Origin of the sequence: Pseudomonas sp. G166, from assembly GCF_037027455.2 — a bacterium.
Taxonomy (GTDB): domain Bacteria; phylum Pseudomonadota; class Gammaproteobacteria; order Pseudomonadales; family Pseudomonadaceae; genus Aquipseudomonas.
In genome coordinates this window covers 320,480-338,295 of record NZ_CP146985.1, presented here as the reverse complement: position 1 = coordinate 338,295, position 17,816 = coordinate 320,480, and the positions used below count along the sequence as shown (strand labels likewise).

Here is a 17,816-nt window from a genome sequence, read left to right as displayed (position 1 = left end):
TTCGATCCGTTCAGCGAACAATGTCGAAAGCGGTCCCGGGCCGCGAGAAGGAAATGGCGAGGATCTGCCGGAAGGCCATTTCATGGGCGTGAACGTTGCGGGCCGGTGTCACGTAATGGCGCATGTCGCGATCGAGGAAGAACGTGGTGTCGAGGATGTCCTCGTAGGTGGTCGCCGCCAGTTGCTCTTCCTGAGCAGAGTACAGACGACTTTCCGCGCCAGCTACGTTATGGCGCCCCCAGAAATGCACGCCGCTGAATGGATAGCCGTCGCAGTGAATCCCTTCGGGGGTGATTTCCAGCTGCTTGCCGGGCTTGATCTCGATGCGGATCTGATGGATCTGGCATTGCCAGATTTCATCGTGCAGTTCCTGCGGCAGGACGTTCTTGTAAACCTCGAAGTCCGTGTCGATCAGGCTGCGCATCACGGGTGAGTTGATCACTTCGTTGGAGAAGTCCTGGAAGTGCCGCTCCAGCCCGCCGACATAGCTGTTGTTGGTCTTGGACTGAATGTAGGCCCGGTGTTCGAGCTGCTTGAGCTCACGGGTCGTGGGGTTGTATTCGAAATCGCTGTAGCGGCGAAAACGCATGCCTGACTCGGCCTGGCCGTAGTAACTGTCGGGCTCCATGTTTTCCCAGCTTTTGGTCAGCCGGACAAAATCACCGAAATGACCGTAGAGGTTGAAGTCCCCACCGCGAACGTTGACGTATTTGTCACGTCTTAGCGCTTCGCCCACTTCCCTGTTCAGAACGATCATTTTTCATAGGTCTCCACTGCGTTGAGCGGCCTAATCTAGTAGGTGCAGGATTTACGTCCATGAGAAAGAATTTGAGGCACTTCAAGTCGTGTTTGAAACGGCGGTTGAAGTTTCATTAGTGCGATTTTTTCTCAAGAAAACAGGCGTTTTTTGCGATATTTCTGGCGTCAAAAGGCAAAAACCCCCGATTTGGTGTCGGGGGTTTCATCACGCGCTTGTCACACAATCAGGCATCAGAAGACGTTGATCGGGTAATCCACGAACACCCGCAGCTCGTTGCCGCTGACGTTGTACTCGCTGGACTTCTGCGACACACGCAGGACGGAGCTGCGCAACCTTACGCTCAAGTCCTTGGCCGGGCCACTCTGGACCACGTATTTGAACTGGTTGAAGATCTCGCGCTCGGTGCCACCTTCGCTGGTGGACGTGGTGATGTTATCGCCACGCACATAAGCCACGTTATAGGTCAGGCCCGGTACGCCGAAGGAGGTGAAATCCAGGCCATAGCCTAACTGCCAGCTGCGTTCGTCTTCAGCGTTGAAGTCGGACCAGTAGGAGTTGGCCAGGTAGATCGTGTTACCGCCGTCGCCCACGCGATTCTGCTCGCGTTGATAGCCGCCGTAGGCGTAGCCCAGGTTGCTGTCGCCAGTGCTGCGCTGGTGGGCGAGCGTAAAGCTGTGCGGCCCTGTGACAAAGGTGGCGGCCAGGCTCCAGATCTTGTTGTCGTCGCCGGTGACGTTGTTTTCGCGAACGTAGCTGTTGTCCAGCTTGGTGCGATAACCGTTGAAGTCCAGGGTCAGGGATTGATCCTTGGCCAACGGGAACACATAGTTGGCGTTCACGTATTGCTTCTTCAACACGTCTTCGACGTCCGAGGCGTAGAGCGCAGCCTTGAACTGCTCGGTGAACTGATAGCTACCACCCAATACGTTGATCGACTTCAGGCCACCGCTGTCACGGCCTTCGGCGCTCTTGCGCGACTCGGCGGTGAAACGACCGGCGTTCAACTCCAGGCCCTTGATCTCTTTGGAAGTGATCAGCGTGCCGGTGTAGCTTTCCGGTAGCAGGCGCGAGTTGTCATAGCTCAATACCGGCAGGGCCGGCATCTGGTCACCGTAGGCCAGCACGGTATTGGAGACCCGGAACTTGACCGCTGCACCAAACCTGGACAAATCATCGGCCGCGTTGCCGCTGTCGCCTTGCTTGAAGAAGTCGATGCCGCCCGCCCCGCTACGTCCCTTGCCGCCATCAAGGCGCAATGCGTACAGGCCGAAAGCGTCCACACCCACACCCACGGTGCCTTGGGTGAAACCGGACGAGAATGTACCGATAGCTGCCTGGCCCCATTCGGCCTTGTCCTGGTTGCCGTCTTTGTAGTCGCGATTGATGTAAGCGTTGCGCAACAGCACCTTCAGGCTGCTGTCTTCAACGACCCCCTTGGACTCAGCCTGGTCGTTGGCCATGGCGTGCGTCGTGCTCAAAATCCCCAGTGCGATCAAACCAATGCGCTTGTTCAACATGTTTATTTTCCTTGTACGGGTTGATACGCACTGCGACTGGCAGCCGAAATGGCGCTTTTGCGCTCTTTTTCGGACTCTTGCTCCTGAAATAATGAAAAGGCCCGCCCACGAGTGATCGTGTCGGGCCTTTTTATTATTTAAGAGTCATGGCTGTTAGCCACAGGCGTGGGCGAATCCTAGTCGCGCCCTCAACAATGTGTCAATTTCGTGAATCGTCGGTAATTAGGCGAAAAACATCTAAGAACCGTTCAAGGAGAACAGCCGTCCAGACCACAGGCAGGGGCCGGCGTAGAGGCCTGCACCGGCAGGGTTTGCCTCAACCATTGGGCGAATGCCTCGGGTTTGCCGAGCCAGGGACCGACGTCGATCAACGTGAACTGGCCGGCCCGCTCCAAGGCAAACGTCGGGAAGCCCTGGCCACCGAGCTTGGCCAGCAGGGCGCGACTGGCCTTGATATGGCCTTGCACATCAGCCGTATCGAACGCCGGCTGGAACACTTGGGCTGTAAGACCAATGGATTGAGCCAGTTCCAGTAGCACGGCGTTGTCAGCAATACGTCGACCTTCGACGTAATGCGCAGTCTGCAGGCGCCCGAGCAGCTCCAGGCCGAGGCCGCCGAGTTGTTCGGCAGCAAGGATGGCGGCGGTCGGCGGTGCCGAATCGAACACCGCACCGGTATCACGCAGCAGGCCTTCGTAGTAGGCCTCACCAAACGTCTGCCCGGTGTATTCGGCGATGCGCCGGTCGTGGGGCATCACGTAATTGCGCAACTGCGGCGAGACCTGCTGCCGATTGGTACCCGTCATCATGCCACCGCCATGGGCGATCACTGGCAGCACTCGCCGGGCGGCCTGCACCAATGGTTTGGCCCCGTAGCACCAGCCACACAGCGGATCGTAGATGTAATGAAGGATGGTCATGAGAACTCCGCTGGCCGTGAGGATTCGATGGCAGCAGGGTAGCCTCGTGGGTGTTGCGGAAAAACGCTGGAATGACTTTCAATCTATTTCGAAAAGCGGTCGAATGATCCATTTATCTAAAACCACTATCCAGTGTGGGAGCTCGCTCCCGCAGGGATTTGTGTGCACTTTAAATCCTGGGGGCATAAAAAAAGCGCTGCCATCCCGGCCAGCGCCTTTTATCAATCCGTCGAATTCTATCCTTGCATCACATCCCACAACGCTTCCAGCTCCGCCTCGCTGAAAAGACCAGCGGGGTAGCGTTCAACGATCACCCGGCGCGGATCAGGTTCTCTGATCTGACGCGTTCCGTTGGACTTCAACCACTGAGCCAAAGCTTGCAGCGACTCACCATTAACGGCCAAGGGATGGCATGTGCGCTCGCTTATCATATTCATTCCAGCGCCCTCTCCTGGTTGATGAGCGGCCAATTTATCCAAGGTTTATGACAAAACAACTCAGCTCCGCTCCCCAGAACTGCCTAAATATAGATACAAGAGCTATGCCAATGTATCGGCGACGCCAATAAACAGGCACAAAAAAGCCCGCGCCCCCAATCGGGCCGCGGGCTTGCCAGAATGGATCCAAAAACGCCGACACAGGGCCGCCGCAATCGCTATCCCCAGGCTGTTACATCACCACTCATTTTACGTGTGGCGCGGGTTGCTGCTGGGTAAGGCAATGGATATTCCCGCCCCCCAGTAACAGTTCACGCCCTGGCACCATGACCACTTCGTGCTGGGGAAACAGGTTCTGCAGAATTTCCCTGGCCTGGGTATCCAACGGATCGTCAAAACTCGGCGCGATGATGCCACCGTTGACGATCAGGAAGTTCACGTAGGAACCGGCCAGCCGCACGCTCGGATTGCGCTCCTGGGAACCTTGCACCGCATCCACGCCTGCACATTCCTCTTCGGTGGCATACAGCGGCCCTGGAATCGGCATTTTATGCACTGTGAACGGGCGCCCCTTGGCGTCAGTGCTGTTTTGCAGCACGTTCATCGCAGCGTGGCAGCGGGCGTAGTTCGGATCCTGCGGGTCGTCGGTCCAGGCGAGCAGCACTTCGCCAGGACGCACGTAGCAACAGAAATTATCCACATGGCCATCGGTTTCGTCATTGAACAGACCGTCCGGCAGCCAGATGATCTTGTCCACCGCCAACTGCGCGCTGAGCATCGCCTCGATATCTTCGCGGCTCAGGTGTGGATTGCGATTGCGGTTGAGCAGGCACTCTTCGGTGGTGATCAGGGTGCCTTCGCCATCGACATGGATCGAGCCGCCCTCGAGTACAAAACCTTCGGTGCGATAACGCGGGCTGCGCTCGATCTCGAGAATCTTGCTGGCCACTTGCGAATCACGATTCCACGGCGCATACAGGCCGCCGTCGAAACCGCCCCAAGCGTTGAAATCCCAGTCGACACCACGGACCTCGCCGTCGTCATTGATGACAAAAGTCGGGCCCGTATCTCGGACCCAGGCGTCGTCACTGGACATCTCCACCAAGCGGATATTCGGCACGTCGAGGCGCGCCAGGGCGTTTTCGTACTGGGCCGCGGACACTGCCACAGTCACCGGTTCGAAACGAGCGATGGCCTTGGCCACCGCCACGTGGGCAGCCTGGGCAGGCTTACCGCCCAGGCGCCAGTTGTCCGGGCGCTCGGGCCAGATCATCCAGACCTGGGTCTGGGGTGCCCACTCGGCAGGCATGTGGAAACCATCCGCGCGGGGAGTGCTGTGCAAAGTTGTCATGAGTCAGGACTCCGTGAGCGATACAAAAGGGTAACGGCACGCGAGGGAGGGAATGCGTCGCGCAATGCCGACTTTATAATCGATAAAAATCTGCTTTTAAAGTATAAAAAACACATCGCCATGGAAAAATAGCGAGAAACACCGACAAAAATCGAGTTGTGGATATTGATACTGCGAGGGTGCAGCTTGCTCGCGATAGCGGTAGGTCAGTCAACAAAATGTCGACATGGAAAACGCCATCGCGAGCAAGCTCGCTCCCACGGGGGCAAGACCCGCCTTAAAGCCCCTCGTCCAGCACCTTCGCCAACATATCGACGAAGAAATCCACGCTCTGACGCGTGGTGACCATCGGTGGCTTGATTTTGAGGATGTTCAGGTAGTCGCCAGTCGGTTGCATGAAGATACCCAACTCCCGAAGACGACTGCACAGCGCCGTGGTTTCTTCGGTGGCCGGCTCCAGGGTGTCGCGGTTACGGATCAATTCCACACCCAGGTAGAACCCGGAGCCATGCACCGCACCGACCAATGGATACTGGTCAATCAAGGCTTGCAGCCGTGCCTTGAAATGCGCGCCCACCACTTGGGCGTTTTCCCAGAGTTTTTCTTCTTCCATGACGTCCAACACGGCCATGCCGATCCGGCAACTGACCGGGCTGCCGCCGGCGGACGAGAAGAAATAGCCCTCGGCTTCCAACGCCTCGGCGATCTCCCGTCGAGTGATGACCGCTCCCAGCGGCTGGCCGTTGCCCATACCCTTGGCCATGGTGATGATGTCCGGCACCACACCCTGCTCCTCAAAGCCCCAGAAAAACTCGCCCATGCGCCCATAACCGACCTGCACCTCGTCGGCGATGCAGACACCACCGCGCTCGCGCACCATCGCGTAGACCTGTTTCAAGTACCCTGGCGGCAGGGCGATCCCACCGGCATTGCCGTATACCGGTTCGCAGATGAAGCCGGCGAGTTGGCGTTTTTTCTCGGCAATTTTTGCCAGATTGTGCTCTACGCTGCGCACGTAGTCCGGCGCGCTGTTGGGGCCACGGAATTCACCCCGATAGGTGTTTGGCGCGGTCACCGGATGCACCCAGTCCGGGCGGCTGCTCAGGGCCTGAGGGTTGTCGGCGATGGACGTCGATACCGCATCGGCCGCCACCGACCAGCCGTGATAGGCCTCCAAGACACTGAGCATGTCCCGTCCACCGCTGTAGGCCCAGGCCAGGCGGATTGCCAGGTCGTTGGCCTCGGTGCCGCTGTTGACCAGGAACACCCGGTCCATGCTGGACGGCGCCAGCGACAACAGGCGCTCGGAAAACTCGGCGATCGCCGCATAATGGAAACGTGAGTTGGTGTTGAGTAGCGACCACTGCCGGGCAGCCACCGCCGCCATGCGTGGATGGCCGTGCCCAAGCACCGCGACGTTGTTGAGCATGTCCAGGTAGGAGCGGCCCTGCATGTCGATCAAATGGTTGCGCCAGCCGCGCTCGATGCGTGGCGGATCGACGTAGTAGTGCTTCTGCGAGCGGGCAAAGCTTGCGTCGCGGCGGGCCAGCAACGCCTGGGGATCGATCTCCGGCTCGGCATCGCAAGCCAGCCCCAAAAGCACCGCTGGCGAAGGGCAAAGCGCCTGCCAGGCCGGGGCCCGGGATGGCGTGCAGAACAGCGGCGGATTCAACTGCGCGCCCCGGCACAACTGGACCCGCAACGGCCCTTCCACTTCGCCCAGCACTTGCCCCTTGACCAGCGCCGCCCCCGAATGCAACGGCGATGTGACGCCCCACAGCCGCACGCTCGACTGAACGCTGTCCAGTTGCAGCATGCCGTCGGCGGTCTTGTGCACGACCCCGGCGAACGGTGCCTCCAGTGGCGTGCCCCGAGGCACACTCAACTCCACGTGCAATGGATAAGTCTCAGGTTCGACGGCGCTGTCCGGTCGGGTGCGAGACAACCGGTACTGCCCATAACGGCTGGCGGCCAGCCCGTGAACAGCAGCGGCCTCGCTCAACAGACGCTGGTCGATTCCCGGCTGCTCCCAGTTACCGGCTTCGAAATGCGGGCTCAGCACGCCCAGGTCGATCAGGGCAAATTCACGCCCCACCAGGGTTGGCAACAGCGGCGCGAAACCTTCACTGGCAATGGCCGGCAAACTTTGGCCGACGGCGGTGAAAATCGCCGCTTCCATCAGTTCGAGGGGCACCGAGTGGGCAACCCGGAAAATTTCCCATTCATGTTCCAGGTTGTCGCGACTGTACTGGTTATCCGGGTCGATAGAGACCTGCTGCTCACCACTGAGCACCAGCACAGCGGCACGCGCCATGATCAGCGGCCACAGCGCCAGCAGCTCTTCGTGTTGCAACGGATTGACCGCGTGGTACGCCTTGATCGCCGGCAAGATAAAGAACGGATCACCGTCGGCGTGGTGCAACAGGGCCGCACACGTCACCGACAGATCGGTGATGCGCCAGGTACGGACCAGGTCGCCAAAATCGATCACACCCTGCAATTGCCACTGGCGCTGGGCATCGCGCTGCCAGACCGCGTTGTCATCGGTGATGTCCATATGAATCGCCTGCACCGGCAGGCTGGCCTTGAGCGGCTGCAAACGCCACTCGGCCTGTTGCGCGACCTCGGCGATCAGATTGCGCCGTTGGTCATCCTGGATTACCGGCAGCAGATGGCCGATCAGCGTATTGGCGTGACGGGCGTCCCATTGCAGCGTGCGCTCCAGGCCTGGATGCTCGAACGTCGCCAGGGCCAGGTCGATTTCCGCGCACAAGCGACCCAGACCGGTCACCAGCTCCGGCCCCAGGTGTTTGAGTTGGGTGAGGGATTGGCCGTCGATGTACTCCAGCAGCCGGACATGGACTGCTTGCCCGTCGACTTCCAGGGTCAGCAGGTCCTGGCCGTTATTGGCAGTCATCACCCGTGGCACTTTCACTGCGCTGTGCCCGGCCAGTTGCTTGAGGGCCGCATGTTGGGCCTGGAGCTCACGGACGGCGTAGTCGCCGTGGCAAATCTTCAATACAAACCGCCCGCGCTCGCTGTCGACGCGGTAGTTGAGGTCCTGCTGGCTGCCAAGGGGTCGCAGGTCACCGCTGAGTCCGTAATTCGAGCGCAGCAGTACCAACGCCTGTGCGGCGCTGATCTGTGGGCTTGGCAAACTGGCACGGTGAACCAACGTGGCGAGCGGCATACAACGACCCCTGAGGTGGTTTTATCGGATGTCTATCTCGCCACTGAGTCGAGGGATAAGCAACCCCTCTGTATTGAGATGTGGGCGCGGACGCATTTTTGACAGGCCGACAGAGCGCTGTAGTGGCGAGGGCGCTTGCTCCCGCTCGGTTGCACAGCAACTGCCAAAACCGGAGCTGCTTTGCAGCCCAGCGGGAGCAGGCTCCCCGCTACAGGTGGATTACCAGGCCCATGGAAAGCGCCCAAAACATCTCGCTTGCACCGTCCCCGACATGCCGACAAGCTATGCTCCTATGCTTTGGCTCTCACGGAAAAGGCTTAACCGGATGCGCATTCTTATCACTGGCGGTGCCGGCTTCATCGGCTCAGCTCTCATACGGCACTTGATCCTGGATACCGAACACCAGGTCTTGAACCTCGACAAGCTGACGTATGCCGGCAATCTCGAATCGCTGAGCAGTATCGATCACGACAGCCGCTACGAATTCGTGCAGGCCGATATCGTCGATCAACCGACCGTCAGCGCGGTGCTCGCGCGGTTCAAGCCCGACGCCATCATGCACCTGGCGGCGGAGTCCCACGTCGATCGTTCCATTGACGGGCCGGCGGACTTCATCCAGACCAACATCGTCGGCACCTACAGCCTGCTGGAAGCCTCCAGGGCCTATTGGCAGAGCCTGCCCGAGGCGCAGAAACGCGCGTTTCGCTTCCATCACATTTCCACCGACGAAGTGTATGGCGACCTGCACGGGGTGGACGATCTGTTCACCGAAACCACGGCTTATGCGCCAAGTTCCCCCTATTCGGCCAGCAAAGCCGCGTCCGATCACTTGGTCCGTGCCTGGCAGCGCACCTACGGCTTGCCGGTGCTGCTGACCAATTGCTCGAACAACTACGGGCCGTTCCACTTCCCCGAGAAACTGATTCCCCTGGTGATCCTCAACGCGCTGGCCGGTAAACCGCTGCCCGTGTATGGCGATGGCCAGCAAGTGCGCGACTGGCTGTACGTCGAAGACCATGCCCGGGCGCTGCTCAAGGTTGTCACCGAAGGCGTGGTCGGCGAGACCTACAACATCGGCGGCCACAATGAACAAAAAAACATCGAAGTGGTGCGCAACATCTGCGCGTTACTCGAAGAGCTGGCGCCCCACAAACCCGAAGGGGTCGCGGGCTATGCCGACCTGATCACTTTCGTCAAAGATCGCCCCGGCCACGATCTGCGCTACGCCATCGATGCCGGCAAGATCGAACGGGAATTGGGCTGGACGCCCCGGGAAACCTTCGAGACCGGCCTGCGCAAAACCGTGCAGTGGTACCTCGAAAACCTGCTGTGGTGCCGGCGTGTCCAGGACGGCAGCTATCAAGGCGAGCGCCTGGGCTCGCTCGACAACAAGGATGCGATTGCATGATGAAAGGTATTGTTCTGGCCGGCGGCTCCGGCACACGCCTGCACCCGATAACCCTCGGGGTTTCCAAGCAGTTATTGCCGGTTTACGACAAACCGATGATCTATTACCCGATTTCGGTACTGATGCTCGCCGGCATCAAGGACATCCTGGTGATCTCCACCCCACAGGACCTACCGCAATACCAAAGCCTGTTGGGCGACGGCAGCCAGTTCGGCGTGCACTTCAGCTACGCCGAACAGCCGTCACCTGATGGCCTGGCCCAGGCGTTCCTGATCGGCGAGCAATTTATTGGCAGCGATCCGGTCTGCCTGATCCTGGGCGACAACATTTTCCACGGCCAGCATTTCGGCGAACAATTGCAGACCGCCACCAATCGGCAGAGCGGTGCGACGGTGTTTGGTTATTGGGTCAAGGATCCCGAGCGTTTTGGCGTGATTGACTTCGACCCTGAAGGGCGAGCCATTTCCATCGAAGAAAAACCCAGCGTGCCCAAGTCCAGTTATGCCGTGACGGGCTTGTACTTCTACGATAACGACGTGATCCAGATCGCCAAGACCATCAAGCCCTCGTCACGCGGCGAACTGGAGATCACCGACGTCAACAACGCCTACCTGCAACGCGGCGACCTGCATGTCGAGCGTTTTGGCCGCGGTTTCGCCTGGCTCGACACCGGCACCCACGACAGCCTGCTGGAAGCCTCGCAATACGTGCAAACCATCGAGCACCGCCAAGGCTTGAAAGTCGCCTGCCTTGAAGAAATTGCCTACCAACAGGGCTGGGTCAGCCGCGAGCACGTTCTTGAACGTGCCAAGTACTTCGGCAAGACCGGTTACGGCCAGTACCTGTTCAAGATCGCCGGAGAAACCCATTGAACGTCATCGCCACCCGCTTGCCGGAAGTCCTGATCATCGAGCCGAAGGTCTTCGGTGACGATCGTGGCTTTTTCTATGAAAGCTTCAATGCCCGGGCATTTGCCGAAGCCACAGGGTGTGCGCTGCAATTCGTCCAGGACAACCATTCGCGCTCGGCCAAAGGCGTTCTGCGCGGCCTGCACTATCAGATCGAGCAGGCCCAAGGGAAACTGGTACGCGTCACGGCGGGGGAAGTCCTGGACGTGGCGGTGGATATTCGCCGCAGTTCAGCGACTTTCGGTCAATGGGTAGGCGTGCACCTGTCGGCGCAGAATCACCAACAAATGTGGATTCCGCCGGGGTTTGCCCACGGTTTCGTGGTGCTGAGCGAATCAGCGGATTTTCTCTACAAAACCACGGACTACTACGCCCCCTCGGCTGAACGTTGCATTCGCTGGGACGATCCGCAGTTGGCGATCGATTGGGCACTGCAAGGCGCACCGATCCTGTCGCCCAAGGATCAGGCCGGCAAAACCCTGAGCGAGGCGGACCTGTTCCCATGAGTGTTGCCTTGCGTATTCTGATCATCGGCCAGAACGGCCAGGTATCCCGAGCACTCCAGTCGCGCCTGGCCGGCATGGGCGAGTTGATCGTATGCGGCAGCGACCAGCTCGACCTGGCGCGCCCGGATCTCATTGGCTCGCCCATCGGCGCCCTGCGTCCCGACTTGATCATCAACGCCGCCGCCCACACGGCCGTCGACCAGGCCGAGAGTGAACCGCAGCTGGCGTTCGCCATCAACGCCAGCGCACCGGGCGTCCTGGCCCAGGTGGCGCTTGAGCTGGGTATCCCGCTGATCCACTACTCCACCGACTACGTCTTCGATGGCCGCAAGCCCGCCCCCTACACCGAAGACGACACCACTAACCCGTTGAGCGTCTATGGGCGCAGCAAACTGGCTGGCGAAGACGCCATTCGCCAGGCCGGCGGCCAGCACCTGATTCTGCGCACCAGTTGGGTGTATTCCACGGCAGGTCGTAACTTCCTGCTGACCATGCAACGCCTGCTCCAGGAAAAACCACAGTTGCGCGTGGTGGCCGACCAGATCGGTGCACCGACCTGGGCTGGCACCATCGCCGACAGCACCGCGAAGCTCATCGAGCGTTGGCGTACCGGTCAGTGCGGCGCCTGGGGTACCTATCACCTGACGGCCCGGGGCGAGACATCCTGGTTCGGTTTCGCCCAGGCCATCGGCGAACACCTGATCGAGCAACACAAGACCTGTGCCGTGCTCGAACCCATCCCGTCCAGCGCTTACCCGACCCCGGCCCCCCGCCCACTGAATTCGCGCCTCGACTGCACGCGTCTGCTCCGTGAATGGGGGGTGAGCCAACCAGACTGGCGAAGCGCGTTGCACCAGTGTCTTGCCGAGCAAGCCTAGGCATAATGCGCCTGTCCCCACAGGCGCCTGATGCTCATGAACTCCACTCTTCCCCGCAGACCCCGTTGGCGCAGCCTGGCCTTGCTTGCGCTATGCCTGGCACCATTGCTGTGGCCGCTGGAGCACCTCGCCGAGCGTTACTACCGTAGCGAACTGGCCGGGCAGAATCGCCAGACCCTGGACCTCTACGTCGCCAACCTGCTGGGTACGTTGCACCGTTATGAAGTACTGCCGCAGATTCTCGGCGAGCTACCGGCCTTGCGCGCGGCGCTGTCGACACCGGACGATGGCATCATCCAAGGCAACGCCAACCGGCTGCTGAAAAACATAAGCGCCCAGACCGGCGCCGAAGTCATGTACTTGATGGACGCCACCGGCAAGACCCTGGCCGCGTCGAACTGGGACAAGCACGACAGTTTCGTCGGGCGCAATTTCGCCTTCCGGCCGTACTACATAGAAGCCATGGCCGGACGCCTGGGGCGCTTTTTCGGCCTGGGCACTACATCGGCCAAACGTGGCTATTTCTTCGCCGCCGCCGTGCGCGACCGGGAAAAAGTCATCGGCGTACTGGTGGTCAAGGTTGACCTGGACCACACCGAAAGCCTGTGGGGCAAAACCCCGGAGCAGCTGCTGGTGACCGATCACAACGGCGTGGTCATTCTCACTTCACGGCAGGAATGGCGATTCCGCGCGACCCGCCCCTTGAGTGACGAAGAAGGAAAGGCCATCAGTGCCGTACAACCCTATCCGACCCGCGACCCCAAGCCGTTGAACCTGGATGCCAACGCCTGGCTGACCCAGACCCAGTCCATCGAAGAAACTGGCTGGAGCGTGAGCATCCTCGCCCCCCGTACGCTGATCGACCGGCCGGTGCGCACCGTGGTGGCCATCGGCGGCGCGGCGTTGCTGGTGTTGATGCTGTTGCTCGGGTTGATGATGCAGCGCAGGCGCCATTACCTGGATCGGATCGCCTTCGAAGCCAAGGCTCGCCACGAACTCGAAGGCCGGGTCGCCGAGCGTACCAGTGATCTGGAGGGCCTGAATCGGCGCCTGAGGCAGGAAGTGTTGGAGCGCGAGCAGGCCCAGCAGGAACTGGTTCGCGCCCAGGATGACCTGGTGCAGGCCGGCAAACTGTCAGCCTTGGGCACCATGTCGGCCAGCATCAGCCACGAACTCAACCAGCCGCTGGCGGCGATTCGAAGTTATGCGGAAAACGCCGAGATTCTGCTCGACCACCAGCGTACCGAGGACGCCCGGGGCAACCTCAAGCTGATCAGCGAACTGACCGGGCGCATGGCCTCGATCATCGCCCATTTGCGCGCTTTTGCCCGGCGCGACCGGCATGCCCCGGAAAGCGTTGCCCTGCAACCGGCCTTGGACGATGCCTTGGCGCTGCTCGCCAAGCGCCGACGCAGCATGGAGGTAGAGCTGGTCCGCGACCTGCCGGCCGCAACACTGTGGGTCGAGGCCGGGGAAACCCGTTTGCGCCAGGTACTCGGCAACTTGCTGGCCAACGCCCTCGATGCCCTCACAGAGAAAGGCCCGCCGCGCAAACTCTGGATCAGTGCCCAGGCCACCGAAACCGGCGTCAACCTGTATATCCGCGATAATGGCCCCGGGTTTTGCATGGAAGCCCTTGGCCGCGCCGGCGAACCCTTCTACACCACCAAGACCCGCACCCAGGGCCTTGGCCTGGGGCTGGCGATCTGCGACACCCTGATGCGCGCCTTCGGCGGCGAACTGTCGTTCGCCAACCATAAGGAAGGCGGTGCCCTGATCACCCTGAAGCTGCGCGCCGGCGCCCCCGGAGTGAGCCTGCAACCGTCCGAGGACCGTAGCGTATGACCATCGATAACCGGATTGAGGTGGTGCTGATCGACGACGATCCCCACTTGCGTCAGGCCTTGAGCCAGACCCTCGACCTGGCCGGCCTGAAGATCCTGCCCCTGGCCGAGGCCAAGGGCCTGGCGGGGCAACTGCCACGTGACTGGCCGGGTGTGGTGGTCAGTGATATCCGCATGCCCGGCATGGACGGCCTCGAATTGTTGAGCGAACTCCACGCCCAGGATCCGGAGCTGCCTGTGCTGCTGATCACCGGCCACGGTGATGTGCCGCTGGCCGTGCAGGCGATGCGCGCCGGGGCCTATGACTTCCTGGAAAAACCCTTCGCCAGCGATCATCTGCTCGACAGCGTGCGCCGGGCCCTGGCCTTGCGCCGACTGGTGCTGGACAACCGCAGCCTGCGCCTGGCCCTGAGCGATCGTCATGAACTCAGCGCCCGACTGGTCGGCCAATCGACGCCAATGTTGCGCCTGCGCGAGCAGATCGGGGCCCTGGCGGCGACCCGCGCCGACGTGCTGATCCTCGGGGAAACCGGTGCAGGAAAGGAAGTGGTTGCCCGTGCCTTGCACGACCTTTCGGGCCGGCGCAACGGGCCGTTCGTGGCGATCAACGCCGGGGCCCTGGCCGAGTCGGTGGTGGAGAGCGAGCTGTTCGGTCACGAGCCGGGCGCGTTCACCGGTGCGCAGAAACGCCGCATCGGCAAATTCGAGTTCGCCAATGGCGGCACGCTGTTTCTCGATGAAATCGAAAGCATGAGCCTGGATGTACAGGTCAAGTTGCTGCGTCTGCTGCAAGAGCGCGTGGTGGAACGACTGGGGGGCAATCAACAGATCCCGTTGGACATCCGCGTCATCGCCGCCACCAAGGAAGACCTGCGCCAGGCCGCCGATCAAGGGCGCTTTCGCGCCGACCTGTATTACCGCCTGAACGTCGCGCCGTTGCGCATACCGCCATTGCGCGAACGGGGTGAGGATGCGTTGATGTTGTTCCAGTACTTCGCCGACGAAGCCAGCACCCGCCACGGCCTGCCGCCCCATGAGTTGCAACCGGCGCAACGGGCGCTGCTACTGCGCCATACCTGGCCGGGCAACGTGCGAGAACTGCAGAACGCTGCCGAACGCTTCGCCCTGGGCCTGGAACTGGCCCTGGACAACAGCGCGCCGGACGGCAGCCCCGGCGTACCGGTGGAAGTGGTCAGTGGCGGCCTGAGCGAACAAGTGGAAAACTTCGAGAAGACCCTGATCGCCGCCGAACTGGCCCGACCTCACAGCTCGGTACGCAGCCTCGCGGAAGCCTTGGGCATCCCGCGCAAGACCTTGCACGACAAACTGCGCAAGCATGGGCTGAACTTCGGCGACAGCAGCCACGGCCCGACCGATGAGTCCGATTGAGTTATTGTCATTTCCTTTCAAGCAAAAGGCCCCACAATGAACCGCGACAGTCGTTACCTGGAATCGATCCTGCACCACGACATCCCCCTGACGCGGGACATGGGCCTCAAGGTGCTCGATTGGCAGGCCCGGCAACTGCGCCTGTTCTTGCCGCTTGCGGCCAACGTCAATCACAAGAGCACCATGTTCGGCGGCAGCCTGTACTGCGGCGCGGTGCTGGGGGGCTGGGGTTGGTTGCACCTGGCCTTGCGTGAAGAAGGCATCGAAGACGGGCACATCGTGATTCAGGAAGGGCAGATCAGCTACCCGTTGCCGGTCACCCGCGACGCCACAGTCATCTGCGACTCACCAGAGGAGAAGGTATGGAAGCGCTTCCTGGCCACCTACCGGCGCTACGGACGGGCGCGGCTGGCCTTGCAGACCCAGGTGTTGAATACCGGGAGCGATGAGCCAGCGGTGGAGTTTGAGGGGCAGTACGTGTTGCACCGCTGACTTTGGAAACGCCACGAAACCTCTGTGGCGAGCCGGGCTCAAGAGCGAGCAAGCTCCAACAGCTTTGCACGCCACACCACTTTTGCCGGCAACGCCAGGAACGACGTATTCAACAGCGATTCACGAGCCGGATAACAAAACGGCTCGCCATTGAGATCCAGCACCTCGCCACCCGCCCCTTCCAGCACACCCTGGGCGGCGGCGGTGTCCCACTGGGACGTCGGCGCCAACCGTGGGTAACAGTCGGCCGCCCCTTCGGCTACCAGGCAAAACTTCAACGAACTGCCGATACTGGTCAGTTGCAATTCGCCCAGGCTCTCGCTCAGGCCGCCCAGAAGACGTTCCTGCTCTGGACTGGTATGGCGGCGGCTGGCGACCACAGTGAAGGTTTCTCCCGGCGCCAGTACATTACGCACCGTAATAGGCAAAGGCTCACTACCCTGGTCGGCGCGCCAGGCCCCCAGCCCCGCGCCGCCAACGTAGAAGCGACCGTTGGTGGGCATCGACACCACGCCAAACACCACCCGGCCTTGCTCGACCAATGCAATGTTGACCGTGAACTCCTCACTGCCGGAAATGAACTCCTTGGTCCCGTCCAACGGGTCCACCAGCCACCAACGCTGCCAACCGGCACGTACGCTTTGCGCAATATTGGCGTCCTCTTCGGAGAGGATCGGAATGTCCGGCGCCAGCGCCGTCAGCCCGGCGACAATCACATCGTGAGCCGCCATGTCTGCGGCAGTCACCGGCGACTCATCGGCCTTGTGGTTGACCTGCACATTGGCGCGCCAGAACGGCAGGATCGCCTCGCCAGCCTTGAGCGCCAGTTCGACCACAGGGGCCATCAGCGAATGGGGGAAATTCATGGCAGGAACACTCCGCGCTGAGTCAGCAGGTCACGGGCCAGATACAGTGCCGCCAGGGCGCGACCCTCGGTGAATTGAGGGTTTTGCGCCAGGCCAGACAACTCGCGCAGATTGACCTTGTCCACCCCCATCGGCTCGGGCTCGTCGCCCTCCAGCCGCTCCTCATACAGATCAGTCGCCAGCACCACTTGGATTTTCTGGCTCATATAACCGGGGGACAGCGACAGCTCGGTCAGGTGCTCCAACTGACGTGCGCCAAAACCGGCCTCCTCCTTGAGCTCCCGCTCGGCCGCCGCCAACACATCTTCACCCGGCTCGATCAAGCCCTTGGGCAGGGACAGTTCGTAGGCGTCGGTGCCTCCGCAATACTCCTCCACCAGCACCGCGTGGTCGGCATCGAGCATCGCCACGATCATCACCGCGCCGTAACCTGCGCCCTTGCTCGCCAGGCGTTCATAAGTGCGCTCTACACCGTTGGAAAAACGCAGTTTCAGTTCTTCCACACAAAACAGGCGGCTGGTGGCAACGATCCGGCGATCGAGTATGGTGGGTTTCTGGCGCATGAACGGCTCCCTGGGCGATAGCGGGCTACTATACCCGGCCTATTCTGATTGTTTGTGTCGGATATCCGATTACCGCTGGAGAAGTTTTATGGCCTCGCTGCCCTGGCATGAGATCGATACGGTTCTGCTGGACATGGACGGCACCTTGCTGGACCTGCATTACGACAACCATTTCTGGATGGAACACCTGCCCCAGCGCTACGCCGAACTGCACGGTGTGAGCCGGGCGATGGCCGAGATGGAGTTGCAACCGTTGTTCGAACGCAACGCTGGCCAGTTGCAATGGTATTGCCTGGATTTCTGGAGCACCGAACTGAAGCTGCCGGTGCGCGAACTGAAGCTGGAGACCGCGCACCTGATTGCCTTGCGACCGGACGCAGACACCTTCCTGGCGGCGATCCAGCGGGCCGGTAAACGCGTGGTGATGATCACCAATGCCCACCGCGATTCGCTGTCGCTGAAGCTGGAGCGCATCGAACTGGCCCCCTACTTCGACCGTTTGATCAGCTCCCACGACTACGGCTTCCCCAAGGAGAATCGGCAATTCTGGGATGCTCTGCAAGCTGACCTGAACTTCGACCCGGCCCGCAGCCTGTTTATCGACGACACTTTGCCGGTGTTGCGCAGCGCCCGGGAATTCGGCGTGGCCCACCTGCTGGCAGTCAGCGAGCCGGACAGCCGCAAAGGGCCGAAGGACACGGGGGAGTTTGAAGCATTGGGGGATTACCGGGCTTTGATTGCCGGGCTTTGATTGCCGGGCTTTGAAACCGCGTCGCCTTCATCGCGA

The 17,816-nt window shown here is 60.9% G+C and carries 16 protein-coding genes; 8 read left to right on the top strand and 8 right to left on the bottom strand.

Annotated features, from left to right (window positions below; genetic code table 11):
• Nucleotides 1-10: 10 nt before the first annotated feature.
• From SGN16_RS01475 to SGN16_RS01450, 6 genes are all read right to left on the bottom strand, one after another.
• Nucleotides 11-757 carry a 2OG-Fe dioxygenase family protein gene (locus SGN16_RS01475; protein WP_210642385.1) on the bottom strand — a complete coding sequence of 249 codons (747 nt, stop codon included), beginning with the start codon at nt 755-757 and terminating at the stop codon, nt 11-13.
• Nucleotides 758-990: 233 nt separating this feature from the next.
• A complete protein-coding gene (locus SGN16_RS01470; protein ID WP_335943717.1) occupies nt 991-2,277 on the bottom strand; it encodes an OprD family porin in 1,287 nt (428 codons plus the stop codon).
• 248 nt (nt 2,278-2,525) lie between these two features.
• Complete coding sequence (locus SGN16_RS01465) at nt 2,526-3,197, bottom strand: DsbA family protein (protein WP_210642383.1); 672 nt, start codon at nt 3,195-3,197, stop codon at nt 2,526-2,528.
• Between the two features lie 236 nt (nt 3,198-3,433).
• Entirely contained in the window at nt 3,434-3,634 is a 201-nt protein-coding gene (locus tag SGN16_RS01460) for a hypothetical protein (protein WP_109751950.1), read from the bottom strand.
• A gap of 244 nt (nt 3,635-3,878) precedes the next feature.
• Nucleotides 3,879-4,985 (bottom strand): agmatine deiminase, encoded by a 1,107-nt coding sequence (aguA, locus tag SGN16_RS01455; RefSeq protein ID WP_210642382.1) that lies wholly within the window; start codon nt 4,983-4,985, stop codon nt 3,879-3,881.
• A gap of 277 nt (nt 4,986-5,262) precedes the next feature.
• A complete protein-coding gene (locus SGN16_RS01450; RefSeq protein WP_335943716.1) occupies nt 5,263-8,175 on the bottom strand; it encodes an aminotransferase in 2,913 nt (970 codons plus the stop codon).
• A 325-nt stretch (nt 8,176-8,500) separates the two neighbouring features.
• On the opposite strand from SGN16_RS01450, the gene rfbB reads away from it, so the two are divergent.
• From rfbB to SGN16_RS01415, 7 genes are read left to right on the top strand one after another with little or no spacing between them, the layout of a single operon-like run.
• Nucleotides 8,501-9,583, top strand: coding sequence for a dTDP-glucose 4,6-dehydratase (gene rfbB / locus SGN16_RS01445; RefSeq protein WP_210642380.1), 1,083 nt, complete (start codon nt 8,501-8,503; stop codon nt 9,581-9,583).
• Nucleotides 9,580-10,455 carry a glucose-1-phosphate thymidylyltransferase RfbA gene (rfbA, locus tag SGN16_RS01440; RefSeq protein ID WP_210642379.1) on the top strand — a complete coding sequence of 292 codons (876 nt, stop codon included), beginning with the start codon at nt 9,580-9,582 and terminating at the stop codon, nt 10,453-10,455. The genes rfbB and rfbA overlap by 4 nt, the downstream gene beginning before the upstream one ends.
• Nucleotides 10,452-10,997 carry a dTDP-4-dehydrorhamnose 3,5-epimerase gene (rfbC, locus tag SGN16_RS01435; protein WP_335943715.1) on the top strand — a complete coding sequence of 182 codons (546 nt, stop codon included), beginning with the start codon at nt 10,452-10,454 and terminating at the stop codon, nt 10,995-10,997. The genes rfbA and rfbC overlap by 4 nt, the downstream gene beginning before the upstream one ends.
• A complete protein-coding gene (gene rfbD, locus SGN16_RS01430; protein WP_335943714.1) occupies nt 10,994-11,875 on the top strand; it encodes a dTDP-4-dehydrorhamnose reductase in 882 nt (293 codons plus the stop codon). The genes rfbC and rfbD overlap by 4 nt, the downstream gene beginning before the upstream one ends.
• Nucleotides 11,876-11,911: 36 nt before the next feature.
• Nucleotides 11,912-13,720 carry an ATP-binding protein gene (locus SGN16_RS01425; RefSeq protein WP_335943713.1) on the top strand — a complete coding sequence of 603 codons (1,809 nt, stop codon included), beginning with the start codon at nt 11,912-11,914 and terminating at the stop codon, nt 13,718-13,720.
• Entirely contained in the window at nt 13,717-15,108 is a 1,392-nt protein-coding gene (locus SGN16_RS01420) for a sigma-54 dependent transcriptional regulator (protein ID WP_335943712.1), read from the top strand. The genes SGN16_RS01425 and SGN16_RS01420 overlap by 4 nt, the downstream gene beginning before the upstream one ends.
• Before the next feature lie 36 nt (nt 15,109-15,144).
• Nucleotides 15,145-15,600: a thioesterase domain-containing protein gene (locus SGN16_RS01415; protein ID WP_210642374.1), complete on the top strand. Its 456-nt coding sequence runs from the start codon at nt 15,145-15,147 to the stop codon at nt 15,598-15,600.
• 38 nt (nt 15,601-15,638) lie between these two features.
• Here SGN16_RS01415 and cysQ read toward each other — a convergent pair whose 3' ends face one another.
• Entirely contained in the window at nt 15,639-16,466 is an 828-nt protein-coding gene (gene cysQ / locus SGN16_RS01410; protein WP_335943711.1) for a 3'(2'),5'-bisphosphate nucleotidase CysQ, read from the bottom strand.
• Nucleotides 16,463-17,029 (bottom strand): ADP compounds hydrolase NudE, encoded by a 567-nt coding sequence (nudE, locus tag SGN16_RS01405; protein ID WP_210642372.1) that lies wholly within the window; start codon nt 17,027-17,029, stop codon nt 16,463-16,465. Before nudE ends, cysQ begins: the two co-directional genes overlap by 4 nt.
• 88 nt (nt 17,030-17,117) lie before the next feature.
• Here nudE and yrfG point away from each other — a divergent pair, with 88 nt between their 5' ends.
• A complete protein-coding gene (gene yrfG / locus SGN16_RS01400; RefSeq protein WP_210642371.1) occupies nt 17,118-17,780 on the top strand; it encodes a GMP/IMP nucleotidase in 663 nt (220 codons plus the stop codon).
• Nucleotides 17,781-17,816 lie beyond the last annotated feature (36 nt).

Excerpts from the sequence above, each read along its gene's own strand:
- SGN16_RS01475 (WP_210642385.1), bottom strand. The coding sequence starts at position 757 with ATGATCGTTCTGAACAGGGAAGTGGGCGAAGCGCTAAGACGTGACAAA.
- SGN16_RS01470 (WP_335943717.1), bottom strand. The coding sequence starts at position 2,277 with ATGTTGAACAAGCGCATTGGTTTGATCGCACTGGGGATTTTGAGCACG.
- SGN16_RS01465 (WP_210642383.1), bottom strand. The coding sequence starts at position 3,197 with ATGACCATCCTTCATTACATCTACGATCCGCTGTGTGGCTGGTGCTAC.
- SGN16_RS01460 (WP_109751950.1), bottom strand. The coding sequence starts at position 3,634 with ATGAATATGATAAGCGAGCGCACATGCCATCCCTTGGCCGTTAATGGT.
- aguA (WP_210642382.1), bottom strand. The coding sequence starts at position 4,985 with ATGACAACTTTGCACAGCACTCCCCGCGCGGATGGTTTCCACATGCCT.
- SGN16_RS01450 (WP_335943716.1), bottom strand. The coding sequence starts at position 8,175 with ATGCCGCTCGCCACGTTGGTTCACCGTGCCAGTTTGCCAAGCCCACAG.
- rfbB (WP_210642380.1), top strand. The coding sequence starts at position 8,501 with ATGCGCATTCTTATCACTGGCGGTGCCGGCTTCATCGGCTCAGCTCTC.
- rfbA (WP_210642379.1), top strand. The coding sequence starts at position 9,580 with ATGATGAAAGGTATTGTTCTGGCCGGCGGCTCCGGCACACGCCTGCAC.
- rfbD (WP_335943714.1), top strand. The coding sequence starts at position 10,994 with ATGAGTGTTGCCTTGCGTATTCTGATCATCGGCCAGAACGGCCAGGTA.
- SGN16_RS01425 (WP_335943713.1), top strand. The coding sequence starts at position 11,912 with ATGAACTCCACTCTTCCCCGCAGACCCCGTTGGCGCAGCCTGGCCTTG.
- SGN16_RS01420 (WP_335943712.1), top strand. The coding sequence starts at position 13,717 with ATGACCATCGATAACCGGATTGAGGTGGTGCTGATCGACGACGATCCC.
- SGN16_RS01415 (WP_210642374.1), top strand. The coding sequence starts at position 15,145 with ATGAACCGCGACAGTCGTTACCTGGAATCGATCCTGCACCACGACATC.
- cysQ (WP_335943711.1), bottom strand. The coding sequence starts at position 16,466 with ATGAATTTCCCCCATTCGCTGATGGCCCCTGTGGTCGAACTGGCGCTC.
- nudE (WP_210642372.1), bottom strand. The coding sequence starts at position 17,029 with ATGCGCCAGAAACCCACCATACTCGATCGCCGGATCGTTGCCACCAGC.
- yrfG (WP_210642371.1), top strand. The coding sequence starts at position 17,118 with ATGGCCTCGCTGCCCTGGCATGAGATCGATACGGTTCTGCTGGACATG.